Annotated in this window: 22 protein-coding genes; 18 read left to right on the plus strand and 4 right to left on the minus strand. The window is 62.2% G+C overall.

Annotated elements, in window-relative coordinates:
• The first annotated feature begins 88 nt into the window (after window positions 1–88).
• Both Q0Z71_RS08035 and Q0Z71_RS08040 read left to right on the plus strand, forming a co-directional pair.
• Window positions 89–778, plus strand: a complete 690-nt coding sequence (locus Q0Z71_RS08035; RefSeq protein WP_298020627.1) for a DUF2461 domain-containing protein — start codon at window positions 89–91, stop codon at window positions 776–778.
• 70 nt (window positions 779–848) lie between these two features.
• On the plus strand, window positions 849–1433 hold the full coding sequence (locus tag Q0Z71_RS08040) for a hydrolase (protein WP_298020630.1): 585 nt from the start codon (window positions 849–851) through the stop codon (window positions 1431–1433).
• A gap of 38 nt (window positions 1434–1471) precedes the next feature.
• Here the strand turns inward: Q0Z71_RS08040 and Q0Z71_RS08045 are convergent, their stop codons facing one another.
• The 4 genes from Q0Z71_RS08045 to Q0Z71_RS08060 form a co-directional block, all read right to left on the minus strand.
• Entirely contained in the window at window positions 1472–1918 is a 447-nt protein-coding gene (locus tag Q0Z71_RS08045) for a hypothetical protein (RefSeq protein ID WP_298020633.1), read from the minus strand.
• A 19-nt stretch (window positions 1919–1937) separates the two neighbouring features.
• On the minus strand, window positions 1938–2375 hold the full coding sequence (locus Q0Z71_RS08050; protein WP_298020636.1) for a LytTR family DNA-binding domain-containing protein: 438 nt from the start codon (window positions 2373–2375) through the stop codon (window positions 1938–1940).
• A gap of 147 nt (window positions 2376–2522) precedes the next feature.
• Complete coding sequence (locus tag Q0Z71_RS08055; RefSeq protein WP_298020639.1) at window positions 2523–4217, minus strand: DAK2 domain-containing protein; 1695 nt, start codon at window positions 4215–4217, stop codon at window positions 2523–2525.
• 16 nt (window positions 4218–4233) lie between these two features.
• Window positions 4234–4584 (minus strand): Asp23/Gls24 family envelope stress response protein, encoded by a 351-nt coding sequence (locus Q0Z71_RS08060; protein ID WP_298020642.1) that lies wholly within the window; start codon window positions 4582–4584, stop codon window positions 4234–4236.
• A gap of 208 nt (window positions 4585–4792) precedes the next feature.
• On the opposite strand from Q0Z71_RS08060, the gene rarD reads away from it, so the two are divergent.
• The 16 genes from rarD to spoIVB all read left to right on the plus strand — a co-directional run bounded on the left by rarD (window position 4793) and on the right by spoIVB (window position 22430).
• Window positions 4793–5689: an EamA family transporter RarD gene (gene rarD / locus Q0Z71_RS08065; protein ID WP_298020645.1), complete on the plus strand. Its 897-nt coding sequence runs from the start codon at window positions 4793–4795 to the stop codon at window positions 5687–5689.
• Complete coding sequence (gene rsmD, locus Q0Z71_RS08070; protein ID WP_298020648.1) at window positions 5680–6252, plus strand: 16S rRNA (guanine(966)-N(2))-methyltransferase RsmD; 573 nt, start codon at window positions 5680–5682, stop codon at window positions 6250–6252. Before rarD ends, rsmD begins: the two co-directional genes overlap by 10 nt.
• The gene (gene coaD, locus Q0Z71_RS08075; protein ID WP_298020651.1) at window positions 6249–6740 is read left to right on the plus strand and encodes a pantetheine-phosphate adenylyltransferase; all 492 of its coding nucleotides are present in this window, start codon (window positions 6249–6251) and stop codon (window positions 6738–6740) included. Before rsmD ends, coaD begins: the two co-directional genes overlap by 4 nt.
• A gap of 5 nt (window positions 6741–6745) precedes the next feature.
• Window positions 6746–7273 carry a hypothetical protein gene (locus tag Q0Z71_RS08080; RefSeq protein ID WP_298020654.1) on the plus strand — a complete coding sequence of 176 codons (528 nt, stop codon included), beginning with the start codon at window positions 6746–6748 and terminating at the stop codon, window positions 7271–7273.
• A 380-nt stretch (window positions 7274–7653) separates the two neighbouring features.
• Window positions 7654–8097, plus strand: a complete 444-nt coding sequence (mraZ, locus tag Q0Z71_RS08085; protein ID WP_298020657.1) for a division/cell wall cluster transcriptional repressor MraZ — start codon at window positions 7654–7656, stop codon at window positions 8095–8097.
• 5 nt (window positions 8098–8102) lie between these two features.
• The gene (gene rsmH / locus Q0Z71_RS08090) at window positions 8103–9050 is read left to right on the plus strand and encodes a 16S rRNA (cytosine(1402)-N(4))-methyltransferase RsmH (RefSeq protein WP_298020661.1); all 948 of its coding nucleotides are present in this window, start codon (window positions 8103–8105) and stop codon (window positions 9048–9050) included.
• A gap of 59 nt (window positions 9051–9109) precedes the next feature.
• Window positions 9110–9670 (plus strand): hypothetical protein, encoded by a 561-nt coding sequence (locus Q0Z71_RS08095; protein ID WP_298020664.1) that lies wholly within the window; start codon window positions 9110–9112, stop codon window positions 9668–9670.
• A 304-nt stretch (window positions 9671–9974) separates the two neighbouring features.
• Window positions 9975–12440 carry a penicillin-binding transpeptidase domain-containing protein gene (locus tag Q0Z71_RS08100; protein WP_298020667.1) on the plus strand — a complete coding sequence of 822 codons (2466 nt, stop codon included), beginning with the start codon at window positions 9975–9977 and terminating at the stop codon, window positions 12438–12440.
• A 115-nt stretch (window positions 12441–12555) separates the two neighbouring features.
• On the plus strand, window positions 12556–14007 hold the full coding sequence (locus Q0Z71_RS08105) for a UDP-N-acetylmuramoyl-L-alanyl-D-glutamate--2,6-diaminopimelate ligase (RefSeq protein WP_298020670.1): 1452 nt from the start codon (window positions 12556–12558) through the stop codon (window positions 14005–14007).
• Window positions 14008–14244: 237 nt separating this feature from the next.
• On the plus strand, window positions 14245–15228 hold the full coding sequence (gene mraY, locus Q0Z71_RS08110) for a phospho-N-acetylmuramoyl-pentapeptide-transferase (protein WP_298020673.1): 984 nt from the start codon (window positions 14245–14247) through the stop codon (window positions 15226–15228).
• An 86-nt stretch (window positions 15229–15314) separates the two neighbouring features.
• Window positions 15315–16547, plus strand: coding sequence for a putative lipid II flippase FtsW (gene ftsW, locus Q0Z71_RS08115; RefSeq protein WP_298020676.1), 1233 nt, complete (start codon window positions 15315–15317; stop codon window positions 16545–16547).
• 111 nt (window positions 16548–16658) lie between these two features.
• Window positions 16659–17795: an undecaprenyldiphospho-muramoylpentapeptide beta-N-acetylglucosaminyltransferase gene (gene murG / locus Q0Z71_RS08120; protein WP_298020679.1), complete on the plus strand. Its 1137-nt coding sequence runs from the start codon at window positions 16659–16661 to the stop codon at window positions 17793–17795.
• Window positions 17796–17859: 64 nt separating this feature from the next.
• Window positions 17860–19122, plus strand: a complete 1263-nt coding sequence (murA, locus tag Q0Z71_RS08125; protein WP_298020682.1) for a UDP-N-acetylglucosamine 1-carboxyvinyltransferase — start codon at window positions 17860–17862, stop codon at window positions 19120–19122.
• 12 nt (window positions 19123–19134) lie between these two features.
• Complete coding sequence (locus tag Q0Z71_RS08130; RefSeq protein ID WP_298020687.1) at window positions 19135–19902, plus strand: cell division protein FtsQ/DivIB; 768 nt, start codon at window positions 19135–19137, stop codon at window positions 19900–19902.
• A gap of 182 nt (window positions 19903–20084) precedes the next feature.
• Window positions 20085–21191, plus strand: a complete 1107-nt coding sequence (gene ftsZ / locus Q0Z71_RS08135; protein ID WP_298020690.1) for a cell division protein FtsZ — start codon at window positions 20085–20087, stop codon at window positions 21189–21191.
• 195 nt (window positions 21192–21386) lie between these two features.
• On the plus strand, window positions 21387–22430 hold the full coding sequence (gene spoIVB, locus Q0Z71_RS08140) for a SpoIVB peptidase (protein ID WP_298020693.1): 1044 nt from the start codon (window positions 21387–21389) through the stop codon (window positions 22428–22430).
• Window positions 22431–22456 lie beyond the last annotated feature (26 nt).

Genomic DNA, 22456 nt, shown 5'->3' on the forward strand with positions numbered 1-22456 from the left:
TTTTTCATCTTTTTTCCCATGTCCGCCGTTGCCCTGCCGGGGACTTTGTGGTATACTGGCCTTGATTTTGGACAGATGGAGGCCAAGCATGTTTACCGGATTTACCGACGAGACAGTGGACTTCATGTGGGGCATCCGCTTCAACAACGAGCGGGCCTGGTTTGAAGCCCACAAGGAGATATACCTGACCCAGTTCTACCAGCCCATGAGGGAGCTGGGAGACGAGCTCTACGACTTTTTGCGGGAAAAGCGGCCGGACCACGGCCTGATCCGCAAGGTGACCCGCATTTACCGGGACGCCCGCCGGCTCCACGGACGGGGACCGTACAAGGAGAGCCTGTGGTTTTCCGTGGAACAGCCGTCGGAGCAGTGGACGGCGCACCCCACCTTCTGGTTTGAGCTGATGCCGGAGGGGTGGTGCTACGGCATGGGCTATTACATGCCCAAGGCCCTGACCATGGCAAAGCTCCGGGCCCGTATCGACCGGGACCCCGCCGCCATGGAGGCGCTGACACGGAAGCTGGGCCGCCAGCAGGAGTTCGTGCTGGAGACGCAGGATTATAAAAAGCCCCGGAGCCAGGCCCCCTCCCAGCTGCTGAAGCCCTGGTATCAGATGAAGTCCTTTTCCATCATCCACCAGGACAAGCTGACGGACGAGCTGTTCAGCCGGGAGATCGTGGACCGGCTGAAGCGGGGCTATGAGTTCCTGCTGCCCTATTACGACTATTTTGTCACGCTGGATGGAGACCCGGACCCAAGAGAGCCCGGCGCGGAATAGTGAATGAGGCACGTGAACACGGATATTGATTGATAAGATTTGATACATTTGATACAAAGGAGAGATTTTTATGAAAGCATGTCCTGACAGAGCGGCAGCCCTGGCGCTGCTGCGGAAATACAACGGGGAGCCGTTTCATATCCAGCACGCCCTGACGGTGGAGGGCACCATGCGCTGGTATGCCAATGAGCTGGGCCACGGCGAGGACGCCGATTTCTGGGCCGCGGTGGGCCTGCTCCACGACGTGGACTTTGAGAAATGGCCGGAGGAGCACTGCAAAAAGGCACCGGAGCTGCTGGCGGAGATCGGGTGCAGCGAGGAGTTCATCCATGCCGTGTGCAGCCATGGCTATGGCATCTGCTGCGATGTGGAGCCCACCCAGGAGATGGAGAAGGTGCTCTTCGCGGCGGACGAGCTGACGGGACTCATCGGCGCGGCGGCCCGGATGCGGCCCAGCAAGTCCGTGTCCGACATGGAGGTCAGCTCCCTGAAGAAGAAATTCAAGGACAAGAAATTCGCCGCCGGATGCTCCCGGGACATCATCAAGGAGGGCGCGGAGCGCCTGGGATGGACGCTGGAGGAGCTGATGGAAAAGACCATTTTGGCGATGCGGTCCTGTGAGGAGCGCATCAACGCCGAGATGGCGGCGCTGTAACTGCAAAAAGAGTGTCCGGGAGGTCCCGGACACTCTTTTTACGTCTCCTGCTGAAAGTGCTGGAGATTTTGATTGAGCAGCCTGGTGTCCCGCCGGTTTTCCAGCCAGAGGGCATACCACAGAGCCGCCAGCCCCAACTCCAGAACCGCGATCATGACGGCCGCCCACCAGGCCGGAACGCCGGGGAACCAGTCAAAGACCAGGGCGCCGCCGATATAGACGACATTGGCCAGCACGGCCAACAGGGCGGCGCGCCGCCCCATGGCCGCCTCCCCCCAGCTCTTTCCCCTGGGAAAGATCACGGTCTCCGCAAAAGCAAAGAGAAAACTGACCAGAAGCATTTCCAGCATTGTCCACGAATCCACGGAGAACTCTCCCAGCAGAGCGCTGACCACCGCTTTGTAAAAGACCGCCGCAGTGGTGTACAGTCCCATGCGGTATTTCACATCCCTGCCCCACAGATAGGTGCGATTGAATTCCTGCATCATCAAGCTCCTTTCTTAATTACATGCCAAGCCGCTCCCGCAGAAGCGGCGCGTAGTGCCGGGAGATCAGAACGCGCTCCCCGTTGCGCATGGTGGCCTCGATGCGGTTGCCCGCGCAGCTCTTCAGCCGCCGGATGCCGTGGAGATTTGCCACCATGGACCGGCTGATGCGGCAGAACCCCAGCGCTTCATACCGGGCCTCCAGCTCAGAAAGCGTCAAGGCCGTGGCCCAGACGGCGCTTTCGCAATACAGCCAGGTCCGCTCCTCCACGGATTCGGCGTACAGCACCTCCCCCGGCCGAAGCAGCACCAGCTGCCGGTCCTCCGTCCAGGCGCAGAGGGTTTGAAGCCCGGATTTGAGAAGAGAGAGGATATGGAGCATCTCTTCGTCCAGTTCCCGGCAGCGGAGAATGACCTCGTTTTCCAATACGTCGCCGTGTTCCACTGTGATTTTCATGATTCCCTCCTTCGTCAGCTGACACCTTGAGCATATCCTGCGGAAGGGGAAAAAGCAAGGGATGTGCCACTGGGATGCGTTTTCACGGGGGTGAGATGCAAAAAAGGGGCGTCCGGCCGATGACCGGGCGCCCCTTTTTGATCAGGGTCATTCCATGGAGATGATATAGTAGTAGACAGGCTGGCCGCCGGAGAGGATCGCCACCTCCGCGTCGGGACAGGCGCTTTCAAAGACCTGACCGGCCCTCTGGGCGTCCTCCTCGGACACATCCTCGCCGAAATACAGGGAGATGAAGGAGGCCTCCTTTTCCACGGCGTCCTCCGCCAGCTTGGTCAGCAGGGCCTCCAAAGAGCTGTCGGTGCCGAAGAGCCTGCCCTCCTCCAGGGCCAGATAGTCGCCCTCCTTGATGGCAAAGCCGTCAAAGTCGGAATCCCGGGCGGCGTAGGTGATCTGCGCGGTGGTGACGGTGGACAGGGACTCCGTCATGGCGTCGGTGATGGACTGGGCGTCCGGGGCCTCGAAATCCACATTCATCATGGCGGTGATGCCCTGGGGGACGGTCTTGGTGGGGATGACCACCACGTTTTTCTCCGTCAGCACGCCGCACTGCTGGGCGGCCATGATGATATTGCCGTTGTTGGGAAGGATAAACACGGTCTCGGCGGGGATCTTGTCCACGCCCGCCAGAATGCTCTCTGTGGAGGGGTTCATGGTCTGCCCGCCGGACACCACGCCGTCGGCGCCCAGGTCCTTGAATACGGTGGCGAGACCGTCGCCAGCGCAGACCGCCAGGAAGCCGTACTTCTTTTCCGGCGCGGCGACAACGTGGCCGGAGGCTTCCGGCGCCCCGGCGTGCTCCAGCTCCTCCTCCACGGCGTCCAGATCGTCGGTGCTCTGGGCCTCCCGGCCCGCGGCCAGGTCCTCCGCTTGGGTGCGCATGTTCTCGATCTTGGCCAGCTCCAAGGTGCCGTACTTCTGGGCCTCGGTCAGGGCGGCGCCGGGGATGTCGGTATGGACATGGACCTTGAAGGCCTCGTCGTCCTCGCCGATGACCAGGCTGTCGCCGATGCTGCTCAAATAGGCGCGGAAGGACTCCAGCGGCTTGTTCACGGTTTTGCGCACGATGAAGACGGTGTCGAAGGTGAAGGTGATCTCCTCGGCGGAGAGGGCGGCGAAGTCGGCCTTCTCCTGGACCGCGGTGTCCTCGGTGGTCTCGGGAAGGGGCTCGCCCCGCATCTCGGCCAGCATTCCCTCCAGGATCAGGAGGTAGCCCTTGCCGCCGGCGTCCACCACGCCGGCCTTTTTCAGAACGGGGTTCATATCCGTGGTCTGCGCCAAGGCGTCATAGCCCTCGCGGATAGCCTCCTCCAGGATCTTTTCCAGATCGGTCTCGCCCTGGCCGGCCACATCCACGGCCCGCTTGGCGGCAAGGCGGGAGACCGTCAGGACCGTGCCCTCGGCGGGCTTCATCACGGCCTTGTAGGCGGCGGAGACACCCTCCTGCATGGCGGCGGCAAAGGTGGCCGCGTCGGCGGTCTCCCGGCCCTTCAGTCCCTTGGACAGGCCCCGGAACAGCAGGGAGAGGATGACGCCGGAGTTTCCCCGGGCGCCCCGCAGCAGGGCGGAGGCGGTGACGGAGGCGGCCTGCTCCACCGTGGCGGGGGCTGCCTTGCGCAGCTCCGCGACGGCGGTGCCGATGGTCATGGACATGTTGGTGCCCGTGTCGCCGTCGGGGACGGGGAACACGTTCAGGTCATTGATGGCCTGCTTCTGGGCGGTGATGGCGGCGGCGCCGTGCAGGACCATCTGCTTGAACAGGGCGCCTGTGATTTGTTCGTTCATTCGTTCTGTTCCTCCCTTACAGGGTCATGGAATCGACGCATACGTCCACGGCTTTGACAGGCACGCCGGTGTTTTTGGCCACCACATAGCGCACCTCGTTCATGATGGAGCGGCACACCGCGGGGAGGTTGACGCCGTTCTCCACAATGATATGGAGCTCGATGGAGATGGAGTTGTCGTCGTGATACGTGATGCTGACGCCTTTGCTCATGGCCTCCCGGCGCAGCAGGTGGACCAGACCGTCGGTCATGGAGCGGTAGGCCATGCCCTTGACGCCGAAGCAGTTGGTGGCGGCCATGCCCGTGATGTTGGAGAACACGGCGCTGCTGACGGAGATCTCACCTTGTTCAGACTTGAATTGGATCATGAGAACGTCCTTTCTTTCCTGGTATTGACAGAAGGCGGCAAAGCCGCGCTTCCTGGTATCCGTACTTTTAGAGCTTTATTATATACGATTCTTCTGTAAAGTACAAGTCCCAAAAAGAAGTTCATTCCCTGCGGGAGACTATTGAAAAACGGAAGGATTTGCCGTAAAATAGACGAAAACCGTGTGGAAGAGGGGAGAGATGCGCGTCATGGCAAAACGGGGGCCGCTGCTGGTGCTGGCCTGCTATATCATGTGGGGCCTTCTGCCTGCCTTTTGGCGGCTGCTGGGGGACGTGGACTCCTTCTGCGTGCTGGCGTACCGGATCGTCTGGTCGGTGGGCTTCTCCGCCATGGTGCTGGCGCTCCGGGGAGGCTTTTCCGGCGTCCGGGCGGTCCTCCGGGACCGGGGAGAGCTGGGGCGGCTGGCCCTGGCGGGCGTTTTTATCTGCATCAACTGGGGCGTATATATCTGGGCGGTGAACAGCGGCCATATGCTGGACGCCAGCCTGGCATACTATATGAATCCCATTTTGAGCATCCTGCTGGGGACCGTGTTTTTTCGGGAGCGGCTGACCCGCCTGCAATGGCTGGCGGTGGGCATCGCGCTGACCGGCCTGGTCATCACGGTGGTCCGCTACCGGCAGTTTCCCTGGATGGCGCTGATCATCGGCGGCAGCTTTGCCGTATACGGGGCTGTCAAAAAGACGGTGAAAGCGGACGCGCTGACCGCGTCCCTGACCGAGACGGCGGTTTTGGCGCTGCCGGCCCTGCTGGTGCTCCTCTGGAAGGAGGGGGCGGGCGCCGGCGCGGCGGGGGCGCTCCACGGTTGGCAGTGGCTGCTGCTGCCCGCCGCCGGCGTTGTGACCACGGTGCCGCTGCTGCTCTTTTCCACCGGCATCAAGCGCACGCCCATGACGCTGAACGGCATCTTGATGTATGTGAACCCCACCCTCCAGCTGTTGCTCTCCGTCTTGTATGGGGAGGCGTTCACCGCCACCCACGCCATCCTGTTCGGCTTCGTCTGGACGGGACTGGCGCTGTATCTGGCCTCCGGCTTTTTGCGGAGCAAATCACAGAGAGAAAAGGAGAGACCGCCATGCGCGTGATCACAGGCTCCGCCCGGGGCCGGCGGCTGGGGGAGCTGGAGGGGATGGAGACCCGTCCCACCACCGACCGGGTGAAGGAGGGCATGTTCAACATCCTCCAATTCGATCTGGAGGGCCGCAGGGTCCTGGACCTGTTCGCCGGAACGGGGCAGCTGGGCATCGAGTGTTTGAGCCGGGGCGCCGCCTCCGCCGTGTTCGTGGACCGGCGGGCCGACGCGGTGAAGCTCATTAAGCAGAATCTGAAGGCCACGGACCTTCAGGACCGGGCCCGCGTGGTGGCCGGGGACTCCATGGAATACCTGAAAAGTCTGGGGGAGAAGTTCGATATCATCCTGCTGGACCCGCCCTACGCGGCGGGACTGCTGGAACCTGCAATTGCGCACATCGCAAGGTTTGACATTCTGGCAACCCATGGTATAATTGTTGCGGAGCATCCGGCGGGGAGAACGCTGCCGGCTCTGGAACCGCCCTACCGGCTCCACCGCACCTACCGCTATGGCAAGATCGGCCTGACCGTCTACCGCCGGAGCGGAAATGAAGAAATTGAGGAATCGATCTCATGAGAACAGCAATTTGTTCCGGCAGCTTTGACCCCATCACCCTGGGGCATCTGGACATCATCCGGCGCGCCGCCGCCTGCTTTGACCGGGTGTGCGTGTGTGTCAGTCCCAATGCCGAGAAAAAGAACCAAATGTTTACACCGGAGCAGAAGCTCCAGCTGGTGCGGGCGGCCGTCGAGGACCTGCCCAATGTGGAGGCGGAGCTGTGGCCGGGCCTGCTGGCGGATTTCGCCGCGGCCCACAACGCCAGCGCCATCGTCCGCGGCGTGCGCAATGTGACCGATTTTGACGTAGAATACCAGATGGCGCGGATCAACAGCGGCATCCATCCGGGATTGGAGACCATGCTGCTGCCCGCCAGCGCGGAATACCAGCATTTCAGCTCCTCCATGGCCCGGGAGATGATCCGGTATCACCAGCCTCTGGAAAAATACCTGCCGATGTCCATTATCCCTCTGGTGCGGGACATGACAGAGAAAAAGGAAGGATAACGACTATGGCCAATGACATCAACCGTCTGATCGATATGCTGTATGAACAGATCGAGGACGCAAAGTCCCCCGCGCTGAAGCCCAATATGAGTATCGTGGACCGGGATGGGATGCTGGACCTGCTGGACGAGCTGCGGGCGCAGCTGCCGGTGGAGGTCAAGCGGGCCCAGGAGCTGCTGGCCGCCCGGGACAAGTTTGTGGAGGAGGCCAAGCGGGACGTGGAGCGCATGATGCGCCAGGCGGAGCTGGACGCCAAGACCAAGGTCTCCGACAGCGAGGTGCTGTACGCCGCCAAGGAGAAGGCCCGCCAGATCGTGGCCCAGGCGGAGGAACGCTCCCGCAAGCTCTACCAGGTGGCCAATGAGTACGCCGAGGACGCCCTGGCCCGGACCGAGGAGGCTGTCCAGGCCGCCCTGGATGAGGTGAAGCAGTCCCGGGTCCGTTTCCGCACCGCGTCCGCCGCGAAAATGCAGGAGCAGCGGGACAAGCTGGACGGCAAAAATGACCCCGCCGGCCGCAAGGATGAGGATTGAGCAAAGCGGTAGACCATAATCCTGAAAAATTTGTAAAAAACGCCGAAAAAGTTTTTGAAATTTTTCCAAAGAAAACAATATTTAGAACCTTGAATGAAACGAAGGCACCTGCCAACACAATATCTTGTGTTGGCAGGTGCCTTTTGTTTTACGTCAACTTCGCCCTCTGGAATCGAACACCTGTTTTAAATGGCGCTTTTTGCGCTGTTTTTGTGGATTTTAGCCGTGTTTTTCCAGTTTCGTGTCGGAAAAAAATCCTTGCAATTGCAGAAATATTTGCGTATACTCAAATCAATGGTGGGAGAAAGTGGGGAATATGGGCGCTCAAGTGCCACAGAAACCCATCAAATCCCAAAAAGAGGGGAAAGGGGGAGGCGCCTGTGGCGAGACTGCTGGGAAAATCCAATAACAGCATCGACTCCAAGGGCCGTCTGGTCATTCCCTCCGCCATGCGGGAGGCGCTGGGCGACACCTTTTATATCACCATCGGCGCCCAGAACTGCCTGACCATCTATCCCCAGGCCAAGTGGGAGCAGATGTCCGAAGAGATGGACGAGCTCCCCTATACGGAGGCCCGGGCCCTGACGCTGCTGTATGCCAACGCCGTCCAGTGCGAGCCGGACGGACAGGGCCGCGTGCTGATCCCCGCCGGCCTGCGCAATTACGCGGGCCTGAAGAAGACCGTGACCATCGTGGGACTGAATACCTTCGCGGAGATCTGGGACGAAAAGACCTGGACCGAGCGGGAGCGCCAGATGCTGGAGAGCGACGATATGGCCGCCGCCATGGACGCCCTGGCACGCGCCCGCCGCAACCGTGGGTGAGCGGCATGGAATACACCCATAAGCCCGTTCTGCTGAACGAGTGCATCGAAGCGTTGAACATCCGCCCCGACGGGGTGTATGTGGATGGTACATTGGGCCGCGCAGGGCACTCCGGAGAGATCGCCCAGAGGCTTACCACCGGCCGGCTCATCTGTATCGACCGCGACATGGCGGCCATTGACGCGGCGCGGGAGCGCCTGGCCCCATGGATGGACCGGGTGACGCTGGTCCACAGCAATTTTTCGGAGCTGGACGGCGTCCTGCCCCAGGCGGGCGCCGCCGGCGCCGACGGGATGCTCTTCGACCTGGGCGTTTCCTCGCCCCAGCTGGACGACGCATCCCGGGGATTTTCCTACATGCAGGACGCTCCGCTGGACATGCGGATGGACGCGTCGGCGCCGCTGACGGCCCGCGGGGTGGTCAACGAATGGCCCTATGAGGAGCTGCGCCGCATCCTGTTTGAGTACGGCGAGGAGCGGTACGCCCCCGCCATTGCGAAAGCCATTGTCCGGGCGCGGGAGACCGCGCCTGTTGAGACCACCCTGGAATTGGTGGATATCATCAAGGGGGCCATGCCCCCGGCGGCCCTGCGGGAGAAGCAGCACCCCGCCAAGCGGAGCTTTCAGGCCATCCGCATCGCCGTCAACGGCGAGCTGGACGCCCTGCCGCCCATGCTGAAGGCGGCGGTGGACCACCTGAACCCCGGCGGGCGGCTGGCGGTCATCACCTTCCACTCGCTGGAGGACCGCATCGTCAAGCGCGCCATGCAGGACATGGCCCGCGGCTGCACCTGCCCGCCGGAATTTCCGGTGTGCGTGTGCGGTAAAAAGCCGAAGATCAGGCTCCTGACCCGCAAGCCCATCATCCCGGGCGCGGCGGAGCTGGAGGAGAACCCGCGGGCCCGCAGCGCAAAGCTCCGGGTGGCGGAGAAATGCGAAAACTTTGATATTTAGCGGAGAAGGGACAAGCTCCCTTCTCCTGTGTGTGAGAACCGGGAAGGGAGGAGTCCTCTGTGGCATCGACAGCGCGGGAACTGCGCTATACAGGCAGTCACGCCGTGAACGGCAGTCTGGCGTATGATCTGGATTATGAGGTGCGGGAGCGGGAGCTGCGCCACGCGGGAGAGCTTCCCCGCCGCCGGGAGACGGTGCGGGAGGAACCCAAGGTCCGCAGCGTATCCAAGGTACAGGTCCGGGAGCGGCAGCATGTTTCCGTGTTTTCCATCGTGGGCTTCGCGGCCGTGATCGGCATGGCGGTCCTGGTCCTCATGAGCTATGTGCAGCTGACCGTACTGTCCGCCGACACGGTGGCGCTGCAAAGCCAGCTGGCGGCCCTGGAAACGGAAAACGTCCGGCTGACCACGGAATATGAGCAGATGTTCGATATGGCCGCGGTAAAAGAGGCCGCTGCGGCGGCCGGCATGAGCAAGCCCAGCGGAAGTCAGGTGAGTTATATCGATCTGTCTGAAGGGGACAGCGCCGAGGTGTATCAGAAGGAGGACCCCAGCCTGTTCAGCCGCCTGCTGACATCCCTGAACCACGGGATCTACGCGGTGGTGGAATATTTTGACTGACCACCGCACTATAATGCTGTATCCAAAGACAGCTCCAGCCGTCTGACAGGAAAGCGCCCCAGGCGTCTTTGCGCCGGGAGCGGGGAGACGGATGCGGCGTTTGCACAGAATATCCATTTGGCGCGGAGTGTGTCAGGAGGCGGGCGGGACCGCCCGCCGGTCCGCCGGGAGCGGAGCTGGACCGTTTGTTATACTGGATTGGACGCAGGGAGTAAGAAGAGATCTTCTTGCTCCCTTGTTTGCAGAGAAGCGGAATACCGGCACGGCTGCGGAACGGCCCCGCAGCCAAGAGAGGAGACAGACCATGGCAAGCAATCCCCGAAGAAAAAGCGACGCCGCCCGCCGGGCGAATCAGGTCATTCGGAAACGAACGGTCCTGGTGATGTTCCTGCTGGGCATCGTGACATTTATTCTGCTGTTTTTTAAGCTGTACGACCTGCAGATCCGCCAGCATGAAGCGCTGCAGGAAAAGGCGGTGGACCAGCAGACCCTCAGCACCGTCGTGACCGCCTCCCGGGGCACGATCTATGACAAAAACCATCATCCGCTGGCCATCTCGGCCACGGCGGAGCAGGTGAACATGTCCCCCAAGGAGATCGCGGAGTTCGTGGAGAGCCAGAAGAAGGCCCAGGAGGAGGCCGCGGAAAAGGCGGCGAAAAACGGCGAGGCCTATACGCCCACGCCCATCCGGGACCAGGCATACATCGCCAGGGGGCTCAGCCGTATCCTGGAAGTGGATGAAGGCACGATCCTGGAGAAGATGGAGAAGACCAATCTCCAATATATCATCCTGAAGAAGAAGGCCGAACAGGATATGTGCGATGAGGTCCGCCGGTTCATCAACGGCGAGATCGACGAGGAGGGCAACCAGCTGACCTTTGTCAATGACGACGGAAAGACCCGGCTGATATCCGACCCCACCAAAAGCCCCACCAAGCTCCGGGGCATCTTCATGGAGCCGGACTCCAAGCGCTACTATCCCCAGCATACCCTGGCGTCCAGCGTCATCGGCTTTGTGGACGGCGACAACAACGGCGGCGTGGGCCTGGAGGCCAAGTACAACAGTGTTCTGGACGGCACCGCCGGCATGACGATCAGCGCCAAGAACAACCTGAACCAGCCCATCCTGTTCCAGTATGAGCAGTATTACGACGCCCAAAACGGCAACGACCTGGTGCTGACGCTGGACATGGACGTTCAGTACTATCTGGAAAAGGGCATGGAGAGCATGCTCAAAAAGTACGATGCCAAAAACGGCGGCACCGGCATCGTGATGGAAGTGAACTCCGGCGCCATCGTGGCCATGGCCTCGTTCCCCAATTATGACCTCAATGATTATGGCACGATCTATGATGAAAAATTGCAGGCCAATCTGGAGAAGACGCTGGCCGACCTGGAGACCCAAAAGAGCACCTATGAGAGCGAGGAGGCCTATCAGGAGGCGGTGACCACGGCGAAGAACACCACCAGGAATACCCAGTGGCGCAACAAGTGTATCGACTCCACCTATGAGCCCGGCTCCACCTTCAAGCCCATCACCCTGGCGGCGGCGCTGGAAGAGGGCCTGGTGAACATGAACAGCACCTTCAACTGCACCGGCTCCGTCATGGTCCCGGGGTGGAACAAGCCGATCAGATGCTCGAACAAGTCCGGCCATGGAATGCAGACCCTGGAGGAGGCGGTGGGACACTCCTGCAACCCCGCGTTCATCTCCATGGGCCTAAAGGTGGGCACCAAGACGTACTATCAATATTTGCAGGCGTTCGGCCTGATGGAAAAGACCGGCGTGGACATGATCGGCGAGGTGCAGGGCATCTTTGCCAACGAGTCCAGCTTCAATTCCAACGTGGTCTCCCTGGCGTCCTACTCCTTCGGCCAGACCTTCAACGTCACGCCCCTGGAGCTGATCCGAGCCCAGGCGGCCTGCATCAACGGCGGATACCTGTACACTCCCTATGTGGTGGAGCAGGTCCTGGACGGCGACGGCAATGTGCTGGAGCAGCATGACTCCACGCCGGTCCGCCAGGTCATCAGCGAGGAGACCTCCGCCAAGGTCCGCCAGTGCCTGGAATACGTCGTCGCAAAGGGCAGCGGCAAGAACGGTCAGGTGGCGGGCTACCGCATCGGCGGCAAGACCGGTACCGCGGATAAGACCGGCACCGGCGACGTGGTGGTGTCCTTCATGTGCTTTGCCCCAGCGGATGATCCCCAGTACATCATGCTGCTGACCATGGACACCCCCAGCCGCTCCACCGGCACGGCCGTTTTCGGCGGCACCATGGTGGCGCCGGTGGCCAGTCAGATCATGGCGGATATCCTGCCCGCCCTGGGCGTGGAGCCGGACTATTCCTCCGAGGATCTGGCGGGTGCGGACGCGGCTGTCCCTAACACCGTGGGTCTCACTGCGGCCGCGGCCAAGGAAAAGCTCACCGGCGTCGGCTTCACCTGCCGTACCATCGGCACAGGAGACACCGTGACCGACCAGACGCCCGCAGGCGGCGCCATCGTGCCCAACAACGCCAATATCATTCTGTACCTGGGGCAGGAGAAGCCGGATACGCCCAGCGTCGTGCCAAATGTGCTCGGCAAGACCGCGGCGGAGGCCAACAAGGCCCTGACCAACGCGGGGCTTATCATGCGGGTGACCGGTGCCACCAGTTCCGGCTCCGGCAACGTCCGCGCCATCACCCAGTCCCAGCCGGAGGGCACGGAACTGAAGGCCGGCGATGTGGTGACGGTCCAGTTCGGAGACAGCTCTGTTTTGGACTGATGACAGATTTTGCAAGATTTTTGACACCATTCTCCGTGTACTTTGCGCTTTGCCCTGTCTATAATAACCTTGGCAGCTTCTGCGGTGTCAAAATCAGATGAAAGGGCGCGCGTTTATGAAATTGAGAGAACTTTTAAAGGGGATCGAGATCCTCTCCGCCACGGCGGACCTGGATATAGAGATCGCCCATGTCAGCTATGATTCCCGGGCCGCACAGCCCGGAGACCTGTTCGTGGCCATGACGGGCTTTGCCGTGGACGGACACACCTTTATCGGCAAGGCCATGGCCGCGGGCGCGGCGGCGGTGCTGTGTGAAAAGCTGCCGGAGGAGGCCGGGGTCCCCTATGTCCAGACGGCGGATTCCCGCAGGGCGCTGGCCGTGGTGGGCGCCAACTTCTTCGGCCATCCGGCGGACAGCATGACCATGGTGGGCGTCACCGGCACCAACGGCAAGACCACCACCACCTATCTGCTCAAATCCATCCTGGAACAGGCGCTGGGGGCCAAGGTGGGCCTCATCGGCACCAACCAGAACATGATCGGAGACGAGGTGATTCCCACGGAGCGGACCACGCCGGAGTCCTTTGAGCTCCAGCACCTCTTCGCCCGGATGCGGGACGCGGGCTGCACCCATGTGGTGATGGAGGTCTCCTCCCACGCCCTGGTGCTGGACCGGGTGTACGGCGTCCGGTATGCCGTGGGCATCTTCACCAACCTGACCCAGGACCATCTGGATTTCCACAAGACCATGGAGGCCTACTGCGACGCCAAGGCCATCCTGTTCCAAAACTGCGGCGCGGGCGTCTGCAACGCCGACGACCCCTGGACGGCCCGGCTACTGAAGGACGCTGCCTGCCAAAAGTTCTTCTACGCAGAAAAGGCGGACGCGGACCTGCGGGCGGAAAATATCCGTCTGGACGCGGACGCGGTGGCCTTTGACGCGGTGACAAAAGAAAAACGGGTGCCGGTGGAGGTGCATATTCCCGGCGGCTTTATGGTATATAATACCCTGGATGTTTTGGGCGCGGCGCTGATGCTGGGCGTCCCCCTGGAGAAGAGCGCCGCCGTGCTGGCCCGGGTCCCCCATGTGAAGGGCCGGGTGGAGGTGGTGCCTACGCCGGGGAAGGACTACACGGTGCTGATCGATTACGCCCACAGCCCGGACGGCATGGAGAACGTGCTCTCCTCCGTGAAGGGCTTCGCAAAGGGCCGCACCATCGCCCTGTTCGGCTGCGGCGGAGACCGGGATAAGACCAAGCGCCCCAAGATGGGGAGGGTTGCCGCGGAGATCGCGGACTTCGCGGTGGTCACCACCGACAATCCCCGGACCGAGCGCCCTGGAGACATCATCGCAGACATTCTGCCCGGACTGGAGGGTACTGACACGCCCTATGTGGTGGTGGAGGACCGGGTGGAGGCCATCCATTGGGCGATGGACCACGCGGAGCCGGGGGACGTCATCGTCCTCTGCGGCAAGGGCCATGAGACCTACCAGGAAGTGAACCATGTGAAGCACCACATGGATGAGCGGGAGATCGTGGCGGACTATCTGAAGGCCGGAAAATGATCGCCGGAGGTCCGGCGTCCAAGCGTTTTGGCGGGAGCCAAAACCTTGAAATGTCCGGAATTCACTTCCGGACATTTGAGTGAAATGCGGGGTCCCCGCAAAATCGAAGATTTTGTGGGGCAGTGAACCATGTGAAGCACCACATGGATGAGCGGGAGATCGTGGCAGACTACCTGAAAACCGCTCAATAAAACACAGAAGCACCGGAAAGACCGGGAAAAAAGGGAGAGGGAACCAATGGATATTTCATTATTGCTCGCGGCGGCTGTCAGCTTTGCGGCGACGCTGGTCATCGGGAAATTTGTGCTTGCGGAGCTGCGGAAGCTGAAGGCCGGACAGGAGATCCGGGAGGACGGCCCCAAGTGGCACGCCGGAAAGGCCGGCACGCCCACCATGGGCGGCATCATGTTCATCATCGGCGCAGGAGTCATCACCTTCGTGATGGGCTGGAAGCAGATGCTGGGCGGGGAGTTCGCCCACCTGTATGTCTATCTCTTCGCCCTGATCTTCGGCCTGATCGGCTTTGTGGACGATTACCGCAAGGTCCGCCAGCATCAGAACGAGGGCCTCACCGCCAAGCAGAAGTTTATCCTGCAGCTGGCGGCGGCGGTGGTGTTCCTGGTCCTCATGCGGTATGAGGGCCTGCTGACCAACGAGCTGTATATCCCCTTCGTAAATGTGACCGTCACCCTGAACTGGATCGTGTATCTGGTCTTTGCGGCGTTCGTCATCGTGGGCTGCGTCAACGCCGTGAACCTGACCGACGGCATCGACGGCCTGGCGTGCAGCGTCACCTTTGTGGTCATGGTGTTCTTCACCGCGGCCGCCGCCATGTGGCAGGCCACGCTGGCCCTGTTCCCGGCGGCCCTGGCAGGCGGCCTGGCGGCGTTTTTCGTCTACAACCATCACCCCGCCAAGGTCTTTATGGGCGACACGGGGAGCCTCTTCCTGGGCGGCGCCGTGGCGGCGCTGGGCTTTGCCCTGGATATGCCCCTGATCCTGATCCCGGTGGGCATCATCTACATCGCGGAGACCCTTTCGGACATCATCCAGGTGGCGTATTTCAAAGCCACCCACGGCAAGCGCTTTTTCAAAATGGCCCCGCTGCACCACCACCTGGAGCTGTCCGGCTGGAGCGAGGCGAAGCTGGTGGCCGTGTTTGCCGGCATCACGCTGGTGTGCTGCGTGCTGGCGTATCTGGGCATCCAGAACAGATATTGAGATAAGCTCCGCCGGAGCGGGACAGCGCTGCGAGGCGTCCTGCTGACGGCGGGATCCCATGATTTTTGGGAAAGGAGGGGAACACCATGGCGGCACAGCGGAGACCGGCGCAGCAGCGCCGCAGGCCTATGACCAGGGCGGAGGCCCAGGCCGTCCAGGAGCGGCGGCAGCGTCAAAAGGAAAAGGAGCAGGAGAGCCGGGAACTGGCCCGTGGCCCCATCGACCTGCCGTTCTGCCTGCTGGTGCTGCTGCTGACGGCCATCGGATTGGTGATGCTGCTGTCGGCCAGCTTCCCCTCCGCCTACTATGAGAATGATGATCCCACCGCCTATTTCGTGCGGCAGGGCGTCTTTGCCATCATGGGCGTAGCGGCCATGTTCTTCATCAGCAAGATCAATTACCAGCGGTTCCGGGGCGTGGCAAAACCACTTTTGTATGTGGCGGTGGTCCTGCTGGTCCTGGTGGCGATCCCCGGCATCGGCCTGGTGCGGAACCACGCCCGGCGCTGGCTGGGCATCCCCGGCACCGCCCTGCAGTTTCAGCCCTCGGAGATCGCCAAGCTGGCGGTGATCCTGTATTTTTCCGACAGCATTTCCAAGAAAAAAGACAAGATGCACACCACCCGCTACGGCGTCGTGCCCTATCTGGTGATCCTGGGCGTGCTCTCGGTCCTGATGCTGCTGGAGCCCCACCTGTCCGGCACGGTGCTGATCTTCGGCACCGGTGCGGTGCTGATGCTGGTGGGCGGCATCAACCTGGCGTGGGTCGGCGCGGCATTCGCCGGCGTGGGCGGCGTGGCATTTTTGATGGTGACAGGCGTCATCACATACGGACAGTCCCGCATCGCCATGTGGAAGAATCCCTTTATCGACGCCCGGGGCGACGGCTACCAGCTGTCCCAGAGCCTGATCACCATCGGCTCCGGCGGACTGTGGGGCGTGGGCCTGGGCAGGAGCCGCCAGAAGCAGCTGTATTTGCCGGAGGAGCATAACGACTTTATCTTCGCCATCGTCTGCGAGGAGCTGGGCCTTATCGGCGCCACCGTCATCATGCTGCTGTTCGCGGCGCTGATCCTGCGGGGCTATTGGATCGCCCTCCACGCCAGGGACCGGTTCGGAAGCCTCTTGGTGGTGGGCGTCACCACCCTGATCGCCATGCAGACCTTCCTGAATATCGGCGTGGTGACGGGCCTGCTGCCCACCACAGGCATCTCCCTGCCCTTTTTCAGCTACGGCGGCACGGCCCTGTCCATTCAATTGGCGGAGATGGGGATCGTTTTGTCGGTGTCCAGGCAGATGAAGCCCACAAAGGCGGGATAGGCTCCGCCCAGGGCGTTTGAGACCGGAAAATTTTCGCCCCGGGCAGCAACACGATTTTTCCCGGCCCTTTTCTGGGGCACTTAGGAGAGCGCAGAGACGGAGATGAGAGATATGGAGAAAAAACTGGACCGGGTGATCTTCACGTGCGGCGGCACGGCGGGCCATGTGAATCCCGCCATCGCCCTGGCGCAGCTCCTGCACGAGAAGGACCCGGATACGGAATTTCTGTTTGTCGGCGCGGAGCGGGGCCTGGAAAAGGACCTGGTCCCCAAGGCGGGCTACGATTTCCGCACCGTGCATATTTCCAGCTTCCACCGCTCGTTCAGGCCCAGGGAGATCAAGCACAATCTCGTCTCCGTCTGCAATCTGATGCGGGCGCCCCGGGAGGCCCGGGCCATTTTGCGGGAGTTCCGGCCGGATGTGGTCATCGGCACCGGCGGCTACGCCAGCTTCCCCATGGTGAAGGCCGCCGCCAAGGCGGGCATTCCCACGGCGGTCCATGAGTCCAACATGGTGCCCGGATTGACCACGGAGATGCTGGAGCCCTTCGCGGACCGGATCATGGTGGGCTTCGAGTCCTGCCGCCGGCATTACAGGCACCCGGATAAGGTGATGGTCACCGGCACGCCGGTGCGGGGCGACTTCTTTGCGCTGACGAAGGAGGAGGCCAAGCGGAAGCTGGGCCTGGACGACGGCAGGCCGCTGATCGTCTCCTTCTGGGGCTCCCTGGGCGCCTCCGGCATGAACCGGCAGATGGCGGATTTCCTGGCCCTGGAGGCGGCAAAGGAGCCCTTCCACCACATCCATGGCGCGGGCAAGGCCGGCTATGCCATGGTGGGACAATTACTGAAGGAGAGGGGCGTGGATCTGGCGGCCCATCCGGCCCTCCAGCTGCGGGAGTACATCTACGACATGGCGCCGGTCATGCGGGCGGCGGATCTGGTGATCTGCCGCGCCGGGGCGTCCACCATCAGCGAGCTGACGGCCCTGGGCGTTCCGGCGCTGATCGTGCCGTCCCCCTATGTGACCAACAACCACCAGGAGAAAAACGCCCGGGCGCTGGAAGAGGCCGGCGGTGCGGCGGTGCTTCTGGAGAAGGACAGCTCAGGCCAGGCCATGTTCCAGGCCGCCTGCGGCATCCTGCACGATGCACAAAGGCGAATGGAGATGGAAACAGCCATGGCGTCTCTGGGAATTCGGGACGCCACGGAGCGGATCTGCCGGACTATTTTGGAGATCTGCCGGTAACCACAGCGCCTCCGTGCCCATAGGATGGACTGTTAGACCATTCTTGCAAGCGGAGGGAACGTATATGAGCCAGCTTTTGATACGAGGCGGCAGCCGGTTGGCGGGCGAGGTAAAGATTCAGGGGGCGAAGAACAGCGTGCTGCCCATCCTGGCGGCGACCCTGCTGACAGGCGGCCAGGTGGAGCTGCGGGGATGCCCCAGGCTGCGGGACGTGGACGCGTCCATCCGCATCCTGCGGGCGCTGGGCTGCGGCGTCCGGTGGGAGGGAGACAGCCTGCTGGTAGATACCACCGGCTTGAACGGCTGCACGATCTCTGATATACTGATGCGGGAGATGCGGTCCTCCGCCATTTTCCTGGGGGCGATCCTGGCCCGGTGCGGGCAGGCGGAACTGAGCTATCCCGGGGGATGCGAGCTGGGGCCGCGGCCCATCGACCTGCACCTGGCGGGCCTGCGGGACCTGGGGGCGGAGATCGACGACGCAGGCGGCACCTTGCACTGCAAGGCCCCCAGGCTGCGGGGCCGGGAGCTGGTGCTGAGCCTGCCGTCCGTGGGTGCCACGGAGAACCTGATGCTGGCGGCCTGCGGGGCCGAGGGCACCACGGTGATCTCCAACGCCGCCAGGGAGCCGGAGATCGTGGACCTTCAGAATTTTTTGAACGCCTGCGGGGCCAGGGTATCCGGCGCGGGCAGCACCGTGGTGATGGTGGAGGGCAAGAGACCGCTCCACGGATGTACGTATCAGGTCATGCCGGACCGCATTGCGGCGGCTACTTACCTCTGCGCCGCCGCGTCCGCCGGCGGCAGCATCTTCCTGCGGGACGCCCGGGAGCAGCATCTGGCGACCGTCACCGCCGTTCTGCGGGAGGCGGGCTGCACCATCACGGCGGACAGCGCGGGCATCGCCTGCGCCTGCCGGGACCGCCTGCGGGCGGTGCGCCCGGTGCGGACGGCGCCCTATCCGGGCTTCCCCACCGACGCCCAGGCGGTTTTGATGGCGGCTCTGCTGCGGAGCCGGGGAGCCACGGTATTTGAGGAGAATATTTTTGAAAACCGCTACCGCCATGTGGATGAGCTGACCCGCATGGGCGGCTCGATCCGGGTATCCGGCCGGGTGGCGGTGGTCACAGGGGTGGACCAACTCTATGGCGCGGCCGTGCGGTGCACGGACCTGCGGGGCGGCGCGGCCCTGTGCGTGGCGGCCCTGGCAGCGGAGGGAGAGACCCGCGTCTCCGAGATCGGCCATATCGACCGGGGCTACGAGGATATCGCCCGGGACCTGCGGACCCTGGGCGCGGATATGATCCGGACAGAGACAGAGATTTAGGAGCAGATCACGATGGCAAGACGCAGACATTCCAACCGGCGGCGCAGAGGAAGCTTTGGCTTCCTCTATAAGCTGCTGTCCACATTGGTCATCTGCGGGGTGATCGTCGCGGCGCTGACACTGTTTTTCCGGGTGGACGCCATCATCGTCACCGGAGAGGAGAAGTACACCGCGGAGGAGATCATCGCGGCGACCGGCGTGGAACAGGGCGACAACCTCTTTTTGCTGAACAAATGGAATGTGGACAACAACATCAAGAAGGCGCTGCCCTATGTGGAGGACACCCGCATCAACAAAAAGCTGCCGGACGTCCTGCTGGTGGAGATCGTCAAGGAGTGCAGAACGCCGCTGGCGGTGGTGCAGGATGGAAGCGCGTGGATGGTCAGCGCCAGGGGGATGATCGTGGAGCAGCTTCCGGCGGCGAGGGCCTCCGCCTATGGCGTGATCGACAGCTGCAAGCTGCTGTCGCCCTCTGTGGGCACGCCCATCGCCCTGGCGACGGAATACGCCACCCAGCAATCCAGCCTGCTGGCGCTGCTGGCGGCCCTGGACGAGGCGGGGATGCTGGACCAGGTGGACGGCATCCATCTGGACAGCCTCTCGGTCCTCTCCATGGACTATGCGGAGCGGTTCCGCGTGGAGATGCCCTATGGCGCGGATTATGCCCTGAAGCTGAAGGCGCTGCGGCTGTCCTTGGAGGACGGTAAGATCCAGGAGAATATGACGGGGACCTTTGACTTGATGCAGGACGAGACATATTTCAGACCCAATATGGGCTGAAAAGGGAAGAGCGGCCCTCCGCTCTTCCTCTTTTTTTGGAAAAAAAGGTCGAAAACCAAATGGGGTACTTGACCGGAGCGGGAAAGTGTCATACAATAAACTAAATATCTGAGGACACAGGATATAGCGTGAGTACAGGGAAATTGATTCCTTTTCTACAAATGATAGCAGGAGGCACCACTATGGCATTTGGATTGGAAACCGGCCCCGATACCGTGGTCAATATCAAGGTCATCGGCGTTGGCGGAGGCGGCAACAACGTAGTGAACCGTATGGTCCGCTCTGGCACCAAGGGCGTGGACTTTGTGGCGGTGAATACCGACAAGCAGGCACTGAATGTTTCCAGTGCTACTTATAAGATTCAGATCGGCGAGAAGCTGACCCACGGCCAGGGCGCCGGTTCGGACCCCGAGGTGGGCCGCAAGTCCGCCGAGGAGAGCCGCAACCAGATCGCCAAGGCGCTGGAGGACACCGACATGGTGTTTATCACCGCCGGCATGGGCGGCGGCACCGGCACCGGCGGCGCGCCCATCGTGGCGGAGATCGCCAAGGAGATGGATATCCTGACGGTGGCCGTGGTGACCAAGCCCTTTGGCTTTGAGGGCCGCCGCCGGATGCAGCAGGCCGAGGCGGGCATCGCCGAGCTGGAGGGAAAGGTGGACTCCCTGGTCATCATCCCCAACGAGCGGCTGAAGCACGCCACGGATCAGAAGATCACCTTTGCCAATGCCTTTGAAATTGCCGACGATGTGCTGCGCCAGGCGGTGCAGTCCATCTCCGACCTCATCCGGGACACCGGCTTCATCAACCTGGACTTTGCCGACGTGACCGCCATCATGAAGAACGCGGGCATGGCCCACATGGGCGTAGGCCGGGCCGCCGGCAAGGGCAAGGCCGAGGAGGCCGCCAAGATGGCCATTTCCAGCCCCCTGCTGGAGACCTCTATCGAGGGCGCCAAGGGCGTGCTCATCAACGTCACCGGCTCCATGGACATCGGCCTGGAGGAGGTGGAGCAGGCCGCCAGCTTGGTGCAGGCCGCCGTCCACCCCGACGCGCTCACCATCTTCGGCGCCACCTTCGACGAGACTCTGGACGACGAGATCCGCGTGACCGTGATCGCCACCGGCTTTGACAAGGCGCCCGGCCAGCTGCCGAAAATGGCCGCCGCCCAGGACGGACAGTCCGCCGCCGCTCCGGAGCCCGTTCCCCTGAAGGAAGAGGACGTGCCCAAGCCCGAGGAAGACGATCCCTTTGAGGATATTTTCAAGATTTTCAATAAGCGCGATTAAAACGTATTTTTTGGAAGGACCCGCAGGCTTTTGCCTGCGGGTCCTTTTTGCATTGCCCAAATTGCAGGGCAGGCAGATGGTCCCATGGTGCCGCTGCCGCATTTTGCTTGGCGTGGTTTTGGGAGAACGGCAGATGATAACGGTGCCGGTGGACGAACGCGCCTCCGGCAGATTTTCAAAAAAGGGGTGATTTGATTGTATGGACCATCACAGATCGCAAGACGAGTCCTGCAAGGGGGAACGGCGTTCCTTCTGGCGCTTTTCCTTTGCTCCCCGGCTTTGGCCATGGCCGCCGGTGTGACGGCGGAGAGCGGGACACAGGATGTCCGGATGCTGGTCCCTGTGGGGCACACGGTGGGCATCAAGCTGTTTGCCCGGGGCGTGGTGGTAGTCAAGCTCTCCGACGGCGGCACACCGGCGAAGGAATGCGGCCTTCAGACCGGCGACGTCATCGTCAAATGCGGCGGCGTCTCCGTGACGTCCACGGAGCAGTTCCAGGCGCTTCTGCAAAAAAACGGAGACGCTTCCACAGACCTCCAGGTCCGCCGGGACGGGGACAGCATGACGCTGGCCGTGGAGCCGGAACAGAATGACCAAGGCGTCTACTGCATCGGCGCCTGGATCCGGGACAGCATGGCGGGTATCGGCACCATGACCTATTACGACCCGGCCACCGGCGTGTTCGGCGCGCTGGGCCATGGGATCACGGATGTGGACACGGCGCTGCTGATGCCCTTCTCCAACGGCTCCATCCTGCCCTCTACCGTCAAGGCGGTGAAAAAGGGAGAGGCCGGTTCCGCCGGGGAGCTGCGGGGGGATTTTGACCTGTCCCGCGACCTGGGCGACCTGTACGCCAACACCGACTGCGGCATTTTCGGCACGCTGGAAACGGCAGATTACGGACTGGGGGAGGCCGTGCCCATCGGGGAGGCCAAGCCCGGCGCCGCGGTGATCCGCTCCAATGTGGAGGGGGATTCCGTGGAGGAATATACGGTGGAGATCTTAAAGGTCGTCTCCAACGCCGCGGACGGACGGGACCTGGTGTTGTCCGTGACGGACCCGGACCTCATCGCCGCCACCGGCGGCATCGTCCAGGGCATGTCGGGAAGCCCGATCATCCAGAATGGAAAGCTGGTGGGCGCTGTGACCCATGTGCTTCTGAACTCCCCGGAAAAGGGCTATGGGATCTCGATCCAAAGGATGCTGGAGGCGGCGGAGACCACGCAGGATCGTCCATGAACTTGAAAGATCGCATGGTATTTTTC

The organism is uncultured Dysosmobacter sp., from assembly GCF_947631635.1.
Taxonomy (GTDB): Bacteria; Bacillota; Clostridia; order Oscillospirales; family Oscillospiraceae; genus Oscillibacter.

Bases quoted from the DNA above. Each gene is read 5' to 3' on its own strand.
- Q0Z71_RS08040 (WP_298020630.1), top strand. From the start codon at position 849: ATGAAAGCATGTCCTGACAGAGCGGCAGCCCTGGCGCTGCTGCGGAAA.
- Q0Z71_RS08105 (WP_298020670.1), top strand. From the start codon at position 12,556: ATGAAATTGAGAGAACTTTTAAAGGGGATCGAGATCCTCTCCGCCACG.
- Q0Z71_RS08060 (WP_298020642.1), bottom strand. From the start codon at position 4,584: ATGATCCAATTCAAGTCTGAACAAGGTGAGATCTCCGTCAGCAGCGCC.
- Q0Z71_RS08130 (WP_298020687.1), top strand. From the start codon at position 19,135: ATGGCAAGACGCAGACATTCCAACCGGCGGCGCAGAGGAAGCTTTGGC.
- Q0Z71_RS08035 (WP_298020627.1), top strand. From the start codon at position 89: ATGTTTACCGGATTTACCGACGAGACAGTGGACTTCATGTGGGGCATC.
- Q0Z71_RS08050 (WP_298020636.1), bottom strand. From the start codon at position 2,375: ATGAAAATCACAGTGGAACACGGCGACGTATTGGAAAACGAGGTCATT.
- rsmD (WP_298020648.1), top strand. From the start codon at position 5,680: ATGCGCGTGATCACAGGCTCCGCCCGGGGCCGGCGGCTGGGGGAGCTG.
- coaD (WP_298020651.1), top strand. From the start codon at position 6,249: ATGAGAACAGCAATTTGTTCCGGCAGCTTTGACCCCATCACCCTGGGG.
- rarD (WP_298020645.1), top strand. From the start codon at position 4,793: ATGGCAAAACGGGGGCCGCTGCTGGTGCTGGCCTGCTATATCATGTGG.
- Q0Z71_RS08045 (WP_298020633.1), bottom strand. From the start codon at position 1,918: ATGCAGGAATTCAATCGCACCTATCTGTGGGGCAGGGATGTGAAATAC.
- Q0Z71_RS08080 (WP_298020654.1), top strand. From the start codon at position 6,746: ATGGCCAATGACATCAACCGTCTGATCGATATGCTGTATGAACAGATC.
- Q0Z71_RS08055 (WP_298020639.1), bottom strand. From the start codon at position 4,217: ATGAACGAACAAATCACAGGCGCCCTGTTCAAGCAGATGGTCCTGCAC.
- murG (WP_298020679.1), top strand. From the start codon at position 16,659: ATGGAGAAAAAACTGGACCGGGTGATCTTCACGTGCGGCGGCACGGCG.
- mraY (WP_298020673.1), top strand. From the start codon at position 14,245: ATGGATATTTCATTATTGCTCGCGGCGGCTGTCAGCTTTGCGGCGACG.
- rsmH (WP_298020661.1), top strand. From the start codon at position 8,103: ATGGAATACACCCATAAGCCCGTTCTGCTGAACGAGTGCATCGAAGCG.
- ftsZ (WP_298020690.1), top strand. From the start codon at position 20,085: ATGGCATTTGGATTGGAAACCGGCCCCGATACCGTGGTCAATATCAAG.
- ftsW (WP_298020676.1), top strand. From the start codon at position 15,315: ATGGCGGCACAGCGGAGACCGGCGCAGCAGCGCCGCAGGCCTATGACC.
- murA (WP_298020682.1), top strand. From the start codon at position 17,860: ATGAGCCAGCTTTTGATACGAGGCGGCAGCCGGTTGGCGGGCGAGGTA.
- Q0Z71_RS08100 (WP_298020667.1), top strand. From the start codon at position 9,975: ATGGCAAGCAATCCCCGAAGAAAAAGCGACGCCGCCCGCCGGGCGAAT.